18 protein-coding genes are annotated in these 17,572 nt (G+C 72.2%); 15 read left to right on the top strand and 3 right to left on the bottom strand.

The genetic code is table 11. The annotated features are described in order from the left end of the window. Positions 1 to 235: 235 nt before the first annotated feature. From pdxH to ACN27C_RS05845, 7 genes are all read left to right on the top strand, one after another. Positions 236 to 865 (top strand): pyridoxamine 5'-phosphate oxidase, encoded by a 630-nt coding sequence (gene pdxH / locus ACN27C_RS05875; RefSeq protein ID WP_205776143.1) that lies wholly within the window; start codon positions 236 to 238, stop codon positions 863 to 865. Then, positions 862 to 2,154, top strand: a complete 1,293-nt coding sequence (locus ACN27C_RS05870; RefSeq protein WP_121685968.1) for an MFS transporter — start codon at positions 862 to 864, stop codon at positions 2,152 to 2,154. Before pdxH ends, ACN27C_RS05870 begins: the two co-directional genes overlap by 4 nt. A 16-nt stretch (positions 2,155 to 2,170) precedes the next feature. Beyond that, complete coding sequence (locus ACN27C_RS05865) at positions 2,171 to 3,097, top strand: aldose 1-epimerase family protein (RefSeq protein ID WP_120571988.1); 927 nt, start codon at positions 2,171 to 2,173, stop codon at positions 3,095 to 3,097. Positions 3,098 to 3,099: 2 nt separating this feature from the next. Further along, on the top strand, positions 3,100 to 3,702 hold the full coding sequence (locus ACN27C_RS05860) for a nitroreductase family protein (RefSeq protein ID WP_422750667.1): 603 nt from the start codon (positions 3,100 to 3,102) through the stop codon (positions 3,700 to 3,702). A 53-nt stretch (positions 3,703 to 3,755) separates the two neighbouring features. Next, positions 3,756 to 4,061, top strand: coding sequence for a type II toxin-antitoxin system VapB family antitoxin (locus tag ACN27C_RS05855; RefSeq protein WP_013283726.1), 306 nt, complete (start codon positions 3,756 to 3,758; stop codon positions 4,059 to 4,061). A 31-nt stretch (positions 4,062 to 4,092) separates the two neighbouring features. Beyond that, the gene (locus ACN27C_RS05850; RefSeq protein ID WP_422750666.1) at positions 4,093 to 5,253 is read left to right on the top strand and encodes an acyl-CoA dehydrogenase family protein; all 1,161 of its coding nucleotides are present in this window, start codon (positions 4,093 to 4,095) and stop codon (positions 5,251 to 5,253) included. Positions 5,254 to 5,368: 115 nt separating this feature from the next. Further along, the gene (locus ACN27C_RS05845) at positions 5,369 to 6,145 is read left to right on the top strand and encodes a DUF4230 domain-containing protein (protein ID WP_120571985.1); all 777 of its coding nucleotides are present in this window, start codon (positions 5,369 to 5,371) and stop codon (positions 6,143 to 6,145) included. Between the two features lie 82 nt (positions 6,146 to 6,227). On the opposite strand, the gene ACN27C_RS05840 is transcribed toward ACN27C_RS05845, so the two are convergent. Next, positions 6,228 to 6,431 carry a PspC domain-containing protein gene (locus ACN27C_RS05840; RefSeq protein ID WP_013473752.1) on the bottom strand — a complete coding sequence of 68 codons (204 nt, stop codon included), beginning with the start codon at positions 6,429 to 6,431 and terminating at the stop codon, positions 6,228 to 6,230. 673 nt (positions 6,432 to 7,104) lie between these two features. Between ACN27C_RS05840 and ACN27C_RS05835 the strand changes: the two genes are divergently transcribed. From ACN27C_RS05835 to ACN27C_RS05810, 6 genes are all read left to right on the top strand, one after another. Further along, positions 7,105 to 8,475: an L-serine ammonia-lyase gene (locus ACN27C_RS05835; RefSeq protein ID WP_422750665.1), complete on the top strand. Its 1,371-nt coding sequence runs from the start codon at positions 7,105 to 7,107 to the stop codon at positions 8,473 to 8,475. Positions 8,476 to 8,541: 66 nt separating this feature from the next. Then, on the top strand, positions 8,542 to 9,369 hold the full coding sequence (locus tag ACN27C_RS05830) for an ABC transporter permease (RefSeq protein ID WP_030272908.1): 828 nt from the start codon (positions 8,542 to 8,544) through the stop codon (positions 9,367 to 9,369). Further along, positions 9,370 to 10,113, top strand: a complete 744-nt coding sequence (locus ACN27C_RS05825; RefSeq protein ID WP_030503547.1) for an ABC transporter ATP-binding protein — start codon at positions 9,370 to 9,372, stop codon at positions 10,111 to 10,113. Beyond that, entirely contained in the window at positions 10,110 to 12,092 is a 1,983-nt protein-coding gene (locus ACN27C_RS05820; protein WP_422750664.1) for a DUF5941 domain-containing protein, read from the top strand. The genes ACN27C_RS05825 and ACN27C_RS05820 overlap by 4 nt, the downstream gene beginning before the upstream one ends. A 16-nt stretch (positions 12,093 to 12,108) precedes the next feature. Continuing rightward, positions 12,109 to 14,292, top strand: coding sequence for a bifunctional glycosyltransferase/CDP-glycerol:glycerophosphate glycerophosphotransferase (locus ACN27C_RS05815; protein WP_422750663.1), 2,184 nt, complete (start codon positions 12,109 to 12,111; stop codon positions 14,290 to 14,292). 157 nt (positions 14,293 to 14,449) lie between these two features. Then, positions 14,450 to 15,760 (top strand): ABC transporter ATP-binding protein, encoded by a 1,311-nt coding sequence (locus ACN27C_RS05810; RefSeq protein WP_120574019.1) that lies wholly within the window; start codon positions 14,450 to 14,452, stop codon positions 15,758 to 15,760. A gap of 47 nt (positions 15,761 to 15,807) precedes the next feature. Here the strand turns inward: ACN27C_RS05810 and ACN27C_RS05805 are convergent, their stop codons facing one another. Then, positions 15,808 to 16,155, bottom strand: coding sequence for a hypothetical protein (locus ACN27C_RS05805; RefSeq protein WP_013283736.1), 348 nt, complete (start codon positions 16,153 to 16,155; stop codon positions 15,808 to 15,810). Then, positions 16,152 to 16,421, bottom strand: coding sequence for a hypothetical protein (locus tag ACN27C_RS05800; protein WP_013473758.1), 270 nt, complete (start codon positions 16,419 to 16,421; stop codon positions 16,152 to 16,154). Before ACN27C_RS05800 ends, ACN27C_RS05805 begins: the two co-directional genes overlap by 4 nt. 158 nt (positions 16,422 to 16,579) lie before the next feature. Between ACN27C_RS05800 and ACN27C_RS05795 the strand changes: the two genes are divergently transcribed. Together ACN27C_RS05795 and ACN27C_RS05790 are read left to right on the top strand one after the other, a co-directional pair. Next, positions 16,580 to 17,380: a helix-turn-helix domain-containing protein gene (locus tag ACN27C_RS05795; RefSeq protein ID WP_422750662.1), complete on the top strand. Its 801-nt coding sequence runs from the start codon at positions 16,580 to 16,582 to the stop codon at positions 17,378 to 17,380. Further along, on the top strand, positions 17,371 to 17,559 hold the full coding sequence (locus ACN27C_RS05790) for a DUF397 domain-containing protein (protein ID WP_422750661.1): 189 nt from the start codon (positions 17,371 to 17,373) through the stop codon (positions 17,557 to 17,559). The genes ACN27C_RS05795 and ACN27C_RS05790 overlap by 10 nt, the downstream gene beginning before the upstream one ends. The last annotated feature ends 13 nt before the right edge of the window (positions 17,560 to 17,572 follow it).

Here is a 17,572-nt window from a genome sequence, read left to right as displayed (position 1 = left end):
TGATCGAGCCCCGCAGCTCAGGCGACCCTTCAGGGATGTGGTTCGGAACATCTTGCCCGGTGGGTAACGCGCTGCGCGACCCACAGCCACTGTGCGCCACGCGACATCCCCGCCGGTGGACGCCCGTTCGGGAAGGAGAAGACTGGGTACCGGGGCCTGGCCAGCGTCGGGGGACGCCGGTACGCCCGGGAGAGGGACTACCACAGTGACAGGCGACACACCCGCCCCGGCCGGCATGCGTAACGAGTACGCGGCCGACCTGGGCCTGACCGAGACGGACCTGGCGCCGGACTGGCACACCCAGTTCGCCCGCTGGTTCGCCGACGCGGTTGCCCATCCGCTGCCGGAGCCGAACGCGATGGTGCTCGGCACCGCCGACGCCGAGGGCCGGCCCAGCGGGCGCACCGTGCTGCTCAAGGGGTACGGCCCGGAGGGCTTCGTCTTCTACACCAACCACGGCTCGCGCAAGGGCACCGAGGTTACCGGGAACCCGTGGGCCAGCCTGGTGTTCCCCTGGTTCCCGATGCAGCGGCAGGTGATCGTGACCGGCCGGGTCGAGCAGGTGGACCGCGCCGAGACCGAGGCGTACTTCGCCGGCCGGCCGCGCGGCTCGCAGCTCGGGGCGTGGGCCAGCGCCCAGTCGACGGTGGTGCCGGACCGGGCCGCGCTCGACGCGGCGTACCGGGCGGCGGCCGAGCGGTTCGCCGACGTCGACCCGATCCCCGCGCCGCCGTACTGGGGCGGGTTCCGGGTCCGGCCGGAGACCGTCGAGTTCTGGCAGGGCCGGGCCAGCCGGCTGCACGACCGGCTGCGCTTCCGGCGTACCGGGGACGCTGTCTTCGTCGTCGAGCGGCTCGCACCGTGACCGACGTCACGTCGGCCCGGCGGCGGGGCGCGAGCCGCTGGGCGATCGACCTGCGCCCGCTGCGGGTGCCCGCGTACCGGCGGGTCTGGACCGGCAACGCGATCGCCATGTTCGGCTTCCAGTTCACCGCCGTGGCGGTGCCGGTGGAGATGTTCGACCTGACCGGCGGCTCGCTCTGGGTCGGCCTGCTCGGCATCGCCGGCTTCGTACCGTTGCTGGTGTTCGGGCTGTGGGGCGGCGCGGTCGCCGACGCCCGGGACCGCCGCCGGGTGCTGCTCGTCGGCGGCTGCGTGCTCTGGGCCTCGACGCTCGGGCTGCTCGTGCAGTCGCTGGCCGGCGCGCGCAGCCCGCTGCTGCTCCTGCTGCTGGTCGCCCTCCAGTCGACGGCCTTCGCGATCACCTCGCCGGCCCGTAGCGCGATCCTGCCCCGGCTCGTGCCGGCCGAGCTGGTCCCGGCGGCCACCACGCTGAACTTCACCACGTTCACCGCCGCCGCCGTCTTCGGCCCGCTCGCCGCCGGGCTGATCTTCGCCGCCTGGCAGGTCGGGGTGGCGCTGCCCATCGCGTACGCGGCGGACGCGCTGCTGTTCACCGCGTCGCTCTGGGCCACGCTGCGCCTGCCCGCGATGCCGCCGTCGCCGGACCCGGACGGCGGCGTGCGCAAGGCCGGGTTCGCCAGCATCGTCGACGGCTTCCGCTATCTGGCGACCACGCGGGTGCTGCTGCTCTCCTTCGCCATCGACCTGATCGCGATGATCCTGGCCATGCCGCGGGCGCTGTTCCCGGAGCTGGCGCAGGAACGCTTCGGCGGTGCCTCGGCGGTGGGCTGGCTCTACAGCTCCATCGCCATCGGCGCGATGCTCGGCGGCCTGACCTCGGGGTGGATCGGCCGGGTCCGCCGCCAGGGCCTCGCGCTCACCGTGGCGGTGGTCGGCTGGGGCGTGGCGATCGCGCTCGCCGGGCTGGCCGGGCAGTTGTGGGTCGCAGTGGTGCTGCTGGGCGTCGCCGGTGCCGCCGACCTGGTCAGCGCCACGCTGCGCCAGTCGATGCTGCTGGTCTACGCGCCGGACCGGATGCGTGGGCGTCTCCAGGGCGTGAACACGGTGGTGGTGGCCGGCGGCCCCCGCCTGGGCGATCTGCGCGCCGGTGCGATGGCCGCCGGATTCGGCACCGGCTTCGCCATGGTCGGTGGCGGCCTGGCTGCCGCCGTGCTCGCGGTGGTGCTGGTGGTGGCGTTCCCGGCGCTGTTGCGCTATCGCTCGACCACCCCCGCCGAGGAGCGCCGCTGACGGTAGGGTCGCCGACATGGGGATCGACGTGCAGCCACCGTCCGGTACACAGTGGACCATCGCGGCCGACGGCCACGAGGCCGTCGTGGTCGAGGTGGGCGGCGGGCTGCGGGCCTACCGCTACGACGGGGTGGACCACCTCGACGGGTACGCCGAGGACGAGGTCTGCCCCGGTTCGGCCGGGCAGGTGCTGGCGCCCTGGCCGAACCGCATCCGGGACGGCGTCTACACGGTCGGGGAGCGGTCGTTGCAGCTCGACCTCACCGAGCCGGAGCGGCACAACGCCCTGCACGGCCTGGTGAACTGGGTGCGGTGGCAGCCGATCGAGCAGTCGGCGGACAGCGTGACCATCGGCTACGACCTGCCGCCGAGCCCCGGCTACCCGTGGGCGCTGCGGCTGCGGGCCCGGTGGAGCGTCGGCCCGGACGGCCTGCGGGCCGAGCACGAGGCGACGAACCTGTCCGACGAGCCCGCGCCGTTCGGCTTCTCCGTCCACCCCTATCTGCAACTGCCCAAGGTCGGCGTGGACGAGCTGCGGCTGCACCTGCCGGCCCGGCGCCGGGTGCTGGTGGACAGCCGCCTGCTGCCGGTCGCCGCCGCGGAGGTGACCGGCTCCGAGTTCGACTTCACCAGCCCGCGCCCGATCGGCGACCTGGTCCTCGACACCGCGTTCGGTGACGTCGAGCGGGACGCCGACGGCGGCTCGGCGGTGGTGCTCAGCGCGCCGGACGACTCGTCCGGGCTGCGGATCTGGGCGGACCGCGAGTTCGGCTGGTGGCAGGTGTTCACCGGCGACACGCTCGGCGGGGAACGGCACCGCCGGTCCGTGGCGGTGGAGCCGATGACCTGCCCGCCCGACGCGTTCCGCTCCGGCAAGGATCTGATCATGCTGGAGCCGGGGCAGACCTGGCGGGGCGCCTGGGGCGTCCGCCCGGAGGTCTGAGCGTGGAGTTCGCCGAGGTCGTCCGGCGCCGCCGGATGGTGCGCAACTACGACCCCGACCGGCCGGTGCCGCCGGAGGTGGTGGACCGGCTGCTGGACCACGCCGTCCGGGCCCCGTCGGCCGGGTTCTCGCAGGGCTGGGGCTTCCTGGTGCTGGAGGAACCCGAGGACCGGGAACGGTTCTGGGCCGCGACCACACCGGGTGGCGGCGGCCGGGAACGCTGGCTGGCCGGGATGCGCCGGGCGCCGCTGATCGTGGTGCCGCACGCCAACCGTGACGCCTACCTGGACCGCTACGCCGAGGCGGACAAGGGCTGGTCGGACCGCGCCGAGGAGCGCTGGCCGGTGCCCTACTGGTACGTGGACACCGGTTTCGCGGCCCTGCTGATGCTGCTCACCGCCGTGGACGAAGGACTGGGCGCCTGCTTCTTCGGCATTCCGCCGCAGCGCATCGGGGCGTACCGGGAGGCGTTCGGGGTACCGCCGGAACTGCACCCGATCGGTGCGATCACAGTCGGTTATCGAGACGTCGACCACCGGTCACCGTCGCTGCGCCGCGGGCGGCGTCCGGTGCAGGATGTGGTGCGGCGGGGACGGTGGACCTGAGCGGTTAGGCTGACATCCACATTGTCAGCCTGGCCTGGGGAGGAGAGCACGCCGTGATCTTCAGGGCGGTCCGGGACGGGCGTCCCTACCCGGAGCACAACCTCACGCTGAAGCAGTGGGCCGAGATTCCGCCGCGCCCGCTGCGGCTTGACCAGCTCATCACCACCAAGCGCGAACTCGCGCTGGACAAGCTGCTCGCGGAGGACTCCACCTTCTACGGCGACCTCTTCCCGCACGTCGTCCAGTGGAACGGCGGCCTCTACCTGGAGGACGGCCTGCACCGGGCGCTGCGCGCGGCGCTCCAGCAGCGCAACCAGATCCACGCGCGGGTGCTCGTGCTCGGCGACCAGGGCGAGTGACGCCTCCCTGAGGCTTGGTTAAGGTGACGCCATGACTCCTCTCGACCTGCTCGACATCGACGCGTCGCTCAGCGAGGAGGAGCGGCAGATCCGCGCCGTCGTGCGCCGGCTCGTGACCGACCGGGTACGCCCGCACGTCGCCGGATGGTACGAGGACGGCCAGGTGCCGGCCCGTGAACTGGCCCGCGAGTTCGGCAAGCTCGGCCTGCTCGGCATGCACCTGACCGGGTACGGCTGCGCCGGCTCCTCGGCCGTCGCGTACGGGCTGGCCTGCCTGGAACTGGAGGCCGGCGACTCCGGCGTCCGGTCGCTGGTGTCGGTGCAGGGCTCGCTGGCCATGTACGCCATCTGGCGCTTCGGCAGCGAGGAGCAGAAGCAGCGCTGGCTGCCCGCGATGGCGGCCGGCGAGGCGATCGGCTGTTTCGGGCTCACCGAACCCGACCACGGCTCCGATCCCGGGTCGATGGCCACCCGGGCCCGCCGCGACGGCGACGACTGGATCCTCAACGGCAGCAAACTGTGGATCACCAACGCGCCGATCGCCGATGTGGGCGTGATCTGGGCGCGTACCGACGAAGGGGTGCGCGGCTTCGCCGTACCCATGGACACGCCGGGGGTGACGGCGCGCGAGATCCGGCACAAGATGTCGCTGCGCGCGTCCCTGACCGGCGAGATCGCGCTCGACGACGTCCGGCTGCCGGCTGATGCGCGACTGCCCGAGGCGATCGGGCTGAAGGCGCCGCTGGGGTGCCTGACCGAGGCCCGGCACGGCATCGTCTGGGGCGCGCTCGGCGCGGCCCGCGACTGCCTGGAGACGGCCCTGGAGTACGCGACCACCCGCACCCAGTTCGGCCGCCCGCTCGCCGGTTTCCAGCTCACCCAGGCCAAGCTCGCCGACATGGCGGTGGAGTGGGACAAGGGGATGCTGCTCGCGCTGCACCTGGGCCGCCTCGCCGACGCCGGCTCGCTGCGGCCCCACCAGGTGAGCGTGGGCAAGCTGAACAACGTCCGCGAGGCGCTCGCCATCGCCCGGCAGTGCCGCACGATCCTCGGCGCCAACGGCGTCTCGGGGGAGTACCCGGTGATGCGGCACGCCAACAACCTGGAGAGCGTGCTCACCTACGAGGGCACCTCCGAGATCCACCAGCTCGTCATCGGCCAGCGGCTCACGGGCGTGTCCGCGTTCGCCTGACCTGCGGTTTCACCCGATCGGGTCGCTCGGCGAGCGACTGTCGCACGGTGGCCGTACCGTCATTGTCAGTCGATGTGTCGGACGAGGACTCTGTCGGACGAGGACGGTGAGGGCGATGGCCCGCGACGGTGACATCAACGAGCCCACCCGGGAGTTCCCGGACTACCCCACCAGCGAGTCCCTTCGCGACCGGGCGGAGGGTTCGCCCGACCACGACCGCGAGTACGCCCCGGGTGCCCCGGCGTCGGGCGGCGGCCCGGTGCGCGGCCTGCTCTGGGTGCTCGGCGCGGCGGCGCTGGCGGTGGTGGTACTGCTCGGCGTGCAGGCCACCGGTCTGCTGCCCGACTTCCGCAACCCGTTCGCCAAGGAGCAGACCGACCGCAGCCAGCCGCCGCTGCTCAAGTCGATCCGTGACCTGAGCCGCTACGTCGCCGCCGAGGGCAACTTCCAGGTGGTGGTCGACGTGCAGAACGACAGGCGCAACGTGCCCGACTTCCTGCTCAACGAGCGCACGCTGTTCGTCGGGGCGGGCCGGGTCGAGGCGTACGTCGACTTCGCGAAGATCGCCGACGGTGCCGTCGTGGTCTCCGAGGACGGCAAGTCCGCCGAGATCAAGCTGCCCGCGCCGCAGCTCGGCGAGACCGACCTGGACATGGACAAGAGCTACGTGTTCGCCGAGCAGCGCGGCCTGATCAACCGGCTCAACGACCTGGTGGCCGGCGATCCCAACCGGCAGCAGCAGATCTACAAGCTCGCCGAGGACCGGATCACCGCCGCCGCCCGGGACAGCGGGCTCACCGCCCGGGCCCAGGAGAACACCCGCAAGATGCTCGAAGGGCTGCTGCGTTCCCTCGGGTACGAGAAGGTGACCGTCACCTACACCGCGCCCTGACCTCGCTCGGTACGCCGCGCGCCCGCCCCGGTGCTCCGGTGCGGGCGCGTCGCGTGTGTGCCGGTGTCCGGCTCGTGTCGCGTCAGCGGGTGGCGAGGTAGCGGTCCTCGTTCGGCATCAGGATCCACAGGATCAGGTAGATGATCACCTGCGTGCCGGGCAGCAGCAGCGACAGCAGGAACAGCAGCCGGACCATCCCGGCCGACATGCCGAACCGCTGTCCCAGGCCGGCGCAGACACCGGCGATCATGCGCCCCTGGCGGGGCCGGACCAGTTTGCGACTCATCGTCGTCTCCCACTTCTGCGGCGATCCGCCGCGCTGATTCCACGGTAGAAAGGGGTACGCGCCGCGCCCTCAGCCCCGAGGAGGATCGGCGACCCGGGCACCCGTAGGTGCATACCCCGGACCCTCCCCACCGACGCACCCCCACTCCTTCGCCCCACTCCTTCGCCCGCTCCCCGCCCCGCTCCCCGCTTCCTGCTCCGCTTGCGCGATCTTGCAGTTGCCGCCCATGTTCTGCCCCATTCACACCTTTTCTGGGGACCACAACTGCAAGATCGCGGGATTGGTGGGGTGGCGGGGCGTTCCCCGGGAGCCGCCAGCGGCAGGGATGGATGCGTCGATCTTGGAGTTGTGGCAGTTCGCGAACGCCACAAACCGCACATTCGAGGTGCCACAACTCCAAGATCGGCGCGGAGTGGGGGTGATCGTGAAGGGCTGGCCGCGCCGGGAGCTGGATCGACAGGGGCGGTGGAGGGGGAGCGGCTCGTGCTGAGGGCGCACGTGTGCGGCGGGTCGGGTATGGGGCGGAGTGGGGGCGGGTATTCACCGGGGCGAGGTAGGCTCGCCGGTCGGGCGCCCCCACCCCGGGCGCCGGCCGTCCACCCGCCCGGCGGGCGCGGCACCCACGCACCGGCTCGGAACCGCACAACGGGGACGACGGCGAGGAAAGCAGCCAATGATCAGTGTTTTCGATCTTTTCAGCGTCGGTATCGGGCCGTCCAGCTCGCACACCGTCGGGCCGATGCGGGCCGCGCGTACGTTCGTGGCGGGCCTGAAGGCCGACGGGCAGCTCGCGGACGTGGCGCGGGTACGGGCGGAGCTGTTCGGCTCGCTCGGCGCGACCGGTCACGGGCACGGCAGCGACCGGGCGGTGCTGCTGGGGCTGGAGGGCGAGGCTCCGGAGACCGTCGACACCGACTCGGTCGGGCCGCGTGTGGAGCGGATCCGCACGCAGCGGCGGCTCGACCTGTTCGGCAGCCAGGGGATCGACTTCGACCCGGACGCGGATCTGGTGCTGCATCGCCGGCGCTCGCTGCCGTACCACCCGAACGGGATGACGTTCGCGGCGTACGACGCGGCCGGGAACGAGGTGCGGTCGCGCACGTACTACTCGGTCGGCGGCGGGTTCGTGGTGGACGAGGCGGCGGCCGGGGCGGACCGGATCAAGGCGGACACCACCCGGGTGAAGCACCCCTTCCTCACCGGCGCGGAACTGCTCACCGTCACCACCGGCACCGGGCTGTCGATCAGCGAGGTGATGCTCGCCAACGAGCTGTCCTGGCGCAGCGAGGCGGACGTACGGGCGGGGCTGCTGGAGATCTGGCGGGTGATGCGCGAGTGCGTGGAGAACGGCTGCACCCGTGACGGCGTACTGCCGGGTGGGTTGAAGGTCCGGCGGCGCGCGGCCGAGATGCGGCGCAGCCTGGAGGCGGAGACCGGCAGCCAGGATCCGCTGCGCGCGATGGACTGGGTGACGCTGTTCGCGCTGGCGGTCAACGAGGAGAACGCGGCCGGCGGGCGGGTGGTCACCGCGCCGACGAACGGCGCCGCCGGGATCATCCCGGCCGTGCTGCACTACTACACCCGGTTCGTGCCCGGCGCGTCCGAGGAGGGCGTGGTCCGGTTCCTGCTCGCGGCGGGCGCGATCGGCGTGCTGTTCAAGGAGAACGCGTCGATCTCCGGGGCCGAGGTCGGCTGTCAGGGCGAGGTGGGTTCGGCGTGTTCGATGGCGGCGGCCGGGCTGGCCGAGGCGCTTGGCGGTACGCCGGAGCAGGTGGAGAACGCCGCCGAGATCGGCATGGAGCACAACCTGGGGCTGACCTGCGATCCGGTGGGTGGCCTGGTGCAGATTCCGTGCATCGAGCGCAACGCGGTGGCGAGCATCAAGGCGATCACCGCGGCCCGGCTGGCGTTGCGCGGCGACGGGGTGCACCACGTGTCGCTGGACAAGGTCATCAAGACCATGCGGGAGACCGGCGCGGACATGAAGGTCAAGTACAAGGAGACCGCGCGGGGCGGGCTCGCCGTCAACGTGATCGAGTGCTGACCTCGTTGGGGTGACCCCGGCCCGCACCCGGCCCGGGAGCGCGACTGACAAAGCGACCATGATGCGGTGACGTCAGGCGTCGCGGCGCTCTGGTCCGCCCGCACCTCGCTGCGCATCCTGGTCCGCCGGGATCTCGCGGTGAAGTACCAGCAGTCGGTGCTGGGCTACTTCTGGTCGCTGATCGAGCCGCTCGGCATGGGCCTGATCTACTGGTTCGTCTTCGGCGTGCTCTACTCCGGCGCGACCCGGCGGCACCTCGGCGAGGCGGCCGGGTCGTACCCGCTGTTCCTGATCACCGGGATCTTCGCCTGGATGTGGGCGAGTTCGGCGCTGACCGAGGCCGCTAACGCGCTCACCGGGCAGTCCCGGCTGATCACCACGATGAACCTGCCCCGGCCGATCTTCCCGATCGGGCGGGTCGCCGGACGGTTCGCCGAGTACCTGGCCGGGTTGCCGATCCTGGCCGCCGTCGCGGCGATCTACGCGAGCCAGGGGAAGATCCGCCCCGGCTGGAGCCTGCTCGCGCTGCCGCTGGCGGTGGCGGTGCAGTTCGTACTGCTGGTGGGCCTGGCGCTGCTGCTGTCGGCGGGCAACGTGCTGATGCGCGACATCGAACGCACGATGCGGCTGGTCATCCGGCTGCTGTTCTACGCGACGCCGATCATCTACCCGCTCGACCTGGTGCGGGAGTCGGGCATGCCGGGCTGGCTCAAGATCGGGTACGAGCTGAACCCGCTGGTCGGGATCTTCCAGCTCCACCACGCGGTCTGGTATCCGGACGAGTTCCCCGACGCCCGGCTGCTCACGATCACGGTGTCCGGCAGCGTGCTGGTGCTGGCGCTCGGCTGGTGGGCGTTCCACCGCCTCGAACCGGCAGTGCTGAAGGAACTCTGAATGGCGCCGATCATCGAGGCGGACGGGCTCGGCATCCGGTTCGTCCGCAACCGGCGCCGCCAACTGCGGCTGCGGGAGCTGATCGTGCACCGGGGCGCCCGCGATCCGGACGCGGGCCGGTTCTGGCCGTTGCGCGACCTGTCGTTCCGGATCGAGCCGGGCGAGACGGTGGGCGTGGTGGGGCGCAACGGCACCGGAAAGAGCACGCTGCTGCGGCTGATCGCCGGTGTGCTCATCCCGGACGAGGGCTCGATCCGGGTGCACGGCCGGGTGGCGCCGCTGCTCGAACTGTCCGCCGGGTTCTCCGGCGACCTGACCGGCCGGGAGAACCTGTACCTGGTGGGCGGCCTGCACGGCCTGTCGTCGGCGTACCTGCGGGAGCACTTCGACGAGATCGTCTCGTTCGCCGGTGAGCAGGTGGAACGCGCGATCGACACGTCGGTGCGCCACTACTCGTCGGGGATGAAGGTGCGGCTGGGCTTCGCGGTGATCGCGCACCTGCCGCATCCGGTGCTGCTTGTGGACGAGGTGACAGCGGTCGGGGACGCGGAGTTCCGCGCGAAGTGCTATGCGACCATCGAGCGACTTCTCGCGGAAGGGCGCACGCTGGTGCTGGTGTCACACAACGACAAGGACCTCACCCGGTTCTGCCGTCGGGGGCTCTACCTCGACGCCGGACGGCTGATCGTCGACGGGACGATCGACGAGGCGCTGGCCGCCTACGCCGACGCGGCGAAGCGGTGACGCTCGCGATCGTGCTCGCCGCCGAACCGGCGGCGGGCCGGCTCACCGAACGCCTGGCCGCGCAGTGGCACCGGGCCGGGGCGGACGACGTGCGCGTCGCCGCGGACCTGACCGAGCTGGCCGACCTGGTCGCCGACGCGACCGGCCCGGTGCTGGTCAGCGGCGCGGATCTGGTGGCGCACACGGCCGTACTCAAGCATCTCGCGACCAGCCCGGTCGGGCCGACGGTGGCGCTGGTGCTCACCGATCCGCCCGCTGCCGGGCAGGCCACCGTGCGCGAGGAACGCGGCCAGGTGGTCGAGGTCGACGCCGCCGACGCGAGCGGCGTGTTCGGCGGCGCGTTGCGGGTGGGCGCGGCCGACCTGCCGGCGCTCGCCGAGTCCGCCCGCCGCGCCGCAGGTGCCGCGCCGGATCCGGCCTCCGCGCCGGACGCGCGCCTGACCGATGTGGCGTCCGCGCCGGCCGCGCCCGGCGCCGCCGAGGGCGGGCGGCTCGACGCGGTGGACCGGCTCGTGGCCGGCCTCGCCGCCCGCGGCACGCTGATCTTCGCCCAGCGGGTACGTCTGCTCGTGGCGCACCGGGTCGGCGACGAGGCGCAGCGGGAGGCGGCCGAGGCCGCGGTGGCCGCTGTCGACGAGGACCGGGCCGAGCTGAAGCTGTCGGTGAAGGAGCGGGACGACTTCTTCACCACGTTCTTCGTCAGCACGTGGTCGGTGTACGTCACGAAGGCGGCGGCCCGGATCGGGATCGGCCCGACCGGGGTCACCATGGTCTCGGTGGCGTTCGCGGTGGCCGCGGCGGTGCTGTTCGGCGCCGGTGGACGGCCCGCGCTGGTGGCCGGTGCGATCCTGCTCTACCTGGGTTTCGTGCTGGACTGCGTGGACGGGCAGCTCGCCCGCTACACCCGGCACTTCAGCGCCTGGGGCGGCTGGCTGGACACGATGGCCGACCGGTTCAAGGAGTACGTGGTCTACGCCGGTCTCGGCTTCGGGGCCACGCACGCCGGGTTCCGGTACGGCTGGGCGCTGGCCCTGGCCGCGATGACGTTGCAGACCGTGCGGCACATGACCGACACCTGGTACGGCGCGCTGCACGACGAGGCGGCCCGGCGGCCGAAGGTGGTCAGCGCCGACGCAGGCGGCATCGGCGGGAAGCTGAACGCCGCCTCGACCCGGGTGCAGGCGGACACCGGTTCGGTGTCGTACTGGCTGAAGCGCACGGTGGTGTTCCCGATCGGTGAGCGGTGGGCGCTCATCGCGATCGCCGCTGCGCTGTTCGGACCGCTGGTGGCGCTGGTCGCGGTGCTGGTCTGGGGGACGCTGGCGTTCGCGTACACCGGGGGGTTGCGGACCTTGCGGGCGCGGTGGATGCGGGTGCCGGTGCTGACCACTGTGGACGCGGGTCTGCACCGCGACGACGGCCTGCTGGCCCGGACGCTGCCGACCGCGCGGCGGCCGTTGCTGCTGGCGGTGCTCGGTGCGCTGGGCGCGGCGGGGACGCTGGTGTGGGCGCTGCTCGCGGTGCACGGCGGCGGGGACCTGCCGGTCTGGGTGCCGGTGCTCGCGCTGGTGCTGCTGCTGGGCGCCGCCCAGGGCTCGCGGGCGCCGCACGACGGGTCGCTGGACTGGCTGGTGCCGGCCGCGTTGCGGGCCGCCGAGTACCTGTTCGCCATCGCGGTCGGGGTGGCGGGCCGGGCGCCGGCCTGGCTGATCTTCGGGTACGTCCTGGTGCTCACGCTGCTGCACTACGACCTGACCGCCCGGCTGGAGAAGCGGCAGGTGGCACCGCCGCTGCACGCCGCCACGCTGGGCTGGGCGGCACGTTCTGTGTTGCTGGCAATCGGGCTGATCGCCGGATATGCGAGTATCGCTCTGGCTACACTCGGTGCGTACCTTCTCGTGGTTTTTGTCGCGAGCGTGGTCCTCGCCTGGGTGGTCCTGCCGGCCCGCGCCCGTGGGGGTGTGCGCTCGCCGGGCTGACGGAGGGCGGGCCGGGGTGACCTTGATCAGCTTCGTCGTGCCGGCCTTCAAGGTGCAGGGCTACCTGCGGGAATGTCTCGACTCGATCCTCGACCAGCCGTTCGGCGACATCGAGGTGATCGGGGTCGACGACGCCTCCCCGGACGACAGCGGCGAGATCCTGGCCGAGTACGCGCTGCGCGACCCCCGGGTCCGCCCGGTGCGCCTCGCCGAGAACGTCGGGCTCGGTCCGGCCCGCAACATCGGGCTGGACCGGGCCGTCGGCGAGTACGTGTGGTTCGTCGACGGTGACGACTGGCTGGTGCCCGGCTGCCTGCCGCACGTCGCGGACCGGCTGCGCGACACCGCGCCGGACGTGCTGATCGTGGACCACGTCCGGGCGCACTGGAACAACATCGGCACCCGCAGCGCGATGCGCGACGTGTTCCCCGAACCGCCGGGCGCGACCACGTTCCCGCTGCGGGACCGGCCGGAGACGCTGAAGCTGCTGCACACCGCGTGGAACCGGGTGGTGCGCCGGGAGTTCCTGCTCGAACGCGGGCTGCGCTTCGAGCCGGGCTGGTACGAGGACGTCTCGTTCAGCTATCCGGCGTTGATGGCGGCCGGGCGGATCGGCGTACTCGACCGGATCTGCCTGAACTACCGGCAGCGCCGCACCGGCGCGATCACGAAGACCCGGGGGGACCGGCACTTCGAGGTCTTCGCGCAGTGGCACCGCGTGTTCGGGCTGATGGACCGCTGGAGGGTGACCGGGCTGCGGCCGGCGGTCTTCGAGCGGATGATCTGGCACTACCTCACGGTGCTCGGCAACGGCGACCGGATCGCGCCGGAGCTGCGGGCACCGTTCTTCGCCCAGATGCACGCCGACTACGTGCGGTTCCTGCCGCCCGAGGGTTATCCGGTCCCGCCCGGCGCGGAAGGGCTCAAGCACCGGCTGGTGGCGGCCGGGCGCTGGCGGACGTTCAGCGCGTTGCGCGAGGCGCACCAGGCGGGGGAGACGGCCCGGCGGACCGCCCGGCGCGCCCGGCGGCGGGTGACGCCGGTGGTGCGGCGTACCGCCCGGCGGGCCCGTGACCTGGCGCTCGGCGAGTACTACCGGGCCGAGCTGCACCGGCCGGTCGACCCGACGCTCGCCGTGTACGCGGCCTACTGGTACCGGGGCTACTCGTGCAACCCGGCGGCGATCTACGAGGCGGCCCGCCGGCTCGCGCCCCAGGTGCGCGGCGTGTGGATCGTCCGCCGGGACCGGGTGGCCGCGTTGCCGCCGGGTGTCGAGTACGTGGTGGCCGGCACCCGCGAGTACCACCGCGTCCTGGCCCGCGCCCGCTGGCTCGTCAACAACGTCAACTTCCCGGACTTCGTCCGCAAGCGGCCCGGCTCGGTGCACGTGCAGACCCACCACGGCACGCCGGTGAAGGTGATGGGGCTGGACCAGCAGCGCTACCCGGTGGGCGCGGTGGGGATGAACTTCGCCGGCCTGCTGCGCCGCGTCGACCGCTGGGACTACAGCATCACCTCGAACAGCTTCTCGACGCAGATGTGGGAGCGGGCGTACCCGGCGGAGTACACCACGCTGGAGGTCGGCTACCCGCGCAACGACCGGCTGGCGCTGGCCACCGCCGAGGACCGCGGCCAGGTCCGCGCCGCGCTGGGCATCGCACCCGACGAGTACGTGGTGCTCTACGCGCCCACGCACCGGGAGCATCTGCCCGGGTGGCGGCCGCCGTTCGACCCGGACCGGATGCTCGACGTCCTCGGGCCGCGGGGCCGGCTGCTGATGCGCAGCCACTACTTCCACGACCGGGAGCGGAACCCCCGGGGACCGGCGGCGGACGGCGTGCTGGACGTGAGCGCGTACGACCGGGTGGAGGATCTCTACCTGGCGGCGGACGTGCTGGTCACCGACTATTCCTCGGCGATGTTCGACTACGCGGTGCTGGACCGGCCGATAGTGGTCTACGCGCCGGACTGGGACGCCTACCGGGTGGCCCGTGGCGTCTACTTCGACCTGCTGGCCGAGCCGCCCGGCGCGGTCGCGCTGGACTTCCCCGGGCTGCTCGACGTGTTCCGTTCCGGCGCGGTCGACGACGAGGCGGCCGAGCGGGCCCGGACGGCGTTCCGGTCGCGGTTCTGCGCGCTCGACGACGGGCACGCCGCCGAGCGCGTGGTGCGCCGCGTGTTCCTCGGCGAAACGCCGTAAAAGTGGTTACCGGCAGGTCACTTAACTGCGGAGCCCGGCGAATACCGCTTAATAGGACTGTCACGAGACGAACATGGCACGTTTACCCGATGTGCGAATCAGATGATCCTGGTCACAGTCATTCCCGGGTTTGGGGCGAGGAACTGGGGAGGTGACGGTGGCGACCGTCGCGCTCAAGGATGTCACCAAGGTGTTCCCGGACGGAACAGTCGCGGTCGACACCATCAATCTGGACGTCAACGACGGCGAGTTCATGGTGCTGCTCGGCCCGTCGGGATGCGGGAAATCGACAGTTCTGCGCATGGTGGCCGGGCTGGAGGATCCGTCCTCCGGCGCCATCATGCTCGGCGGTGAGCTGGCGAACGACCTGCCGCCGCGCGACCGGAAGATCGCCATGGTCTTCCAGGACTTCGCGCTCTATCCGCACATGACGGTCGGCGACAACATCGGCTTCCCGCTGCGGCTCTCCGGCGTCGAGCCCGCCCCGCGCGGCGAGCGGATCCAGGACGTGGCGAGCGCGCTCGGCATCGGCGACGTGCTCGGGCGCAAGCCCAGCCAGCTCTCCGGCGGCCAGCGGCAGCGGGTCGCGATGGGGCGGGCGATAGTGCGCCGGCCCGGCCTGTTCCTGATGGACGAGCCACTTTCCAACCTGGACAGCGGGTTGCGCGCCGAGCTGCGGGCGGAGATCTCCGGACTCACCCGCGAGCTGGGCGTCACCACCATCTACGTGACCCACGACCAGGCCGAGGCGCTGACCATGGCCGACCGGGTCGCCATCATGCGCAAGGGCGTGCTCCAGGACGTGGGCACCCCCACCCAGGTGTACGGGCGGCCGGCCACGCTCTACGTCGCCGCGTTCCTGGGCAGCCCGCGGATGAACCTGCTGGAGGCGTCGGTCTACGTCCACCTCGACCGGTACGTCGCGCTGAACCTCGGCGAGCAGTCGCTCTACCTGCCCTGGGACGACATCCGCAGCCGGGCGGTGGCGCACTACCACGGCGAGCGGATCGTGGTCGGCATGCGCGCGGAGGCGCTCACCCCGGTCGCCCCGGACACCGCCGGTGACGTGCTGCACGGGCGCATCCGCTACCTGGAGCACCACGGCCACGAGTCGCTCGCGTTCCTCGACATCGGCGCGACCGCCATCGTCGTGGACGAGATGGGCACACCGGTCGAGCAGGCCGCACCGGGCCAGCGCGGCCTGCGCCGGTTCAACCAGGTGATGCAGCGGCTCACCGGCCGTGCGACGGAGGCTCCGGCGGCGGCCCCGGAGGCCGGCGGGGGCGGCAACCGCACGAGCGTGCTGCCCGACCCGGGCCGCCACCACCGTCGTCCGGCGGAACTGGCGGTACGGCTCGCGCCGTACCCGCAGGTGTCGCCCGGGCACCCGCTCGCGGTGCAGGTACGGATGGACGCGCTGCACTTCTTCGACGAGCGAGGCGACCGCATCGACGTCGGCTGGCGGTGAAAGGAGGGGCACCCTATTAACGCCTCCGGTAGAGGAAGGGCCCCTTATTAACAGTCGCCGCCCGGTGGGACGGGCCGGTGACGGCGGTACGGGCCCCAGCCGACGAAGCGGGCGAACATGTCGGCCGGGGCCGGCGCGTCGTTCGGGTTCAGCCGGTAGAGGTCGCGCGTGGCCTCGTACAGCAGCCCGCACAGGTAGATGGACAACCCGATCCGGTTGTCCTCGTACTCGCTGCGCAGCAGCAGGCGGGCCATCGGGCACGGCCACGGCTGGCCGCAGGCCCGGCAACACCACATCGGACGCAGCGGCGTGTGCGGGGTGGCGTGCAACGGGTACGGCCGGGGGCGATCCGGCCTGGGCCCGTCCGGCGGCTGCCCGAGCTGGTGGCTGATCACCGGCGCTCCTCGTGGTGGCCGTCTCCCGGGCGCTGCTCCGGGGCGGACCGATGGCCGCCGCCGTTCCCGCGCTGCTCCGGTACGGACCAGCGACCGCCGTTCGCCCGCCACTGCTGGGCCGGGGTGAGGTTGCCGACCCGGCCGGGGCCCATCGTCGGCAGTGGACGCGTCGGCTGCCGCATCCACTCCGGCAGGTTGTCGCCCCGTACCCGGTGGGGCAGTGTCGGTGCCGACGCACCCCGGCAGCGGAACCAGCGCAGTCGCACGGCGCAACTCCTCTCGGTAGCGGGAACCGGACGAATTCGGCTCCACTGCGTGACAGTCTCGTCACCGCGCCGCTAGGGTCGGAAGGCGTTCCACCCCCACCTTCCTGGCCGTCCTACCGGCCGTCTTTCCGTGTGCAGCCGTGTGCAGAGGTGTGCAGATGATCCGTGTGCCGTTGTGGGAACTGTTCGCCGGTGAGCTGCGCCGGTTACGTACCGATGCCGGGCTGACCCAGGAGGCGCTGGGCGAGCGGGTGAGCTATTCGGCCTCCCTGGTGGCGGCCGTCGAGCAGTGCCGCCGTGCGCCGCGCGCCGAGTTCACCGAGCGCTGCGACGAGGTGCTGAACGGCGGCGGCCTGCTGGTGCGGATCCGGGACGCGCTGATGCAGGAGGCGCTGATGCCGTGGTTCCGCGAGTGGGTGAGCATCGAGCAGGAGGCTGCCTCACTGCGTAGCTTCGAGCCGCTGGTCGTTCCCGGCTTGTTGCAGACCGAGGAGTACGCCCGTGCCCTCTACGACGGGGCTGCGCAGTTCGTCGGCGAGGCTGTCGAGCAGCAGGTGGCCGCCCGGCTGGCCCGGCAGGCGGTGCTGGACGGCCCGACGCCGCCGCAGTTCGTGGTGGTGCTCGACCACGCGGTGCTGGCTCGCCCGGTCGGTGGGCCGAAGGTGATGCGGGAGCAGTTGGAGCACCTGATCGAGATGGGCCGGCGGCCCCGGGTCCACCTGCACGTGGTGCCGGAGACGGTCGGTGCCTATCCCGGGCTCAACGGCGCGTTCGTGCTCGCCACCCCCGCCGACGGCGACGACGTGGGCTACCTCGATAACCAGTTGCACGGCACAATCGTGGAGCGGACGGTGGATGTGAACTCACTGCGGCAGACCTGGGAGTCCGTCCGCGCGGAGGCGATGCCGCACGGGGCGACTCTGGCGGCGATCTCGGAGGCGGCAAAGCGATGGAGTTGACCGGCGCGATCTGGCGCAAGAGCACCCGCAGCAGCGGTAACGGCGGCAACTGTGTCGAGGTGGCGGACAACCTGCCCGGCGTGGTGGGGGTGCGGGACAGCAAGGACCGGCAGGGGTCGGCGCTGACGTTCACGCCGTCGAGCTGGGCGGCGTTCGTCGCGTACGCCAAACGGGCGTGAGTGCCGTACCGGA

Origin of the sequence: Micromonospora sp. WMMD1219, from assembly GCF_049315215.1 — a bacterium.
Lineage (GTDB): Bacteria > Actinomycetota > Actinomycetes > Mycobacteriales > Micromonosporaceae > Micromonospora > Micromonospora tulbaghiae.
This window is presented reverse-complemented; position numbering and strand designations above follow the sequence as displayed.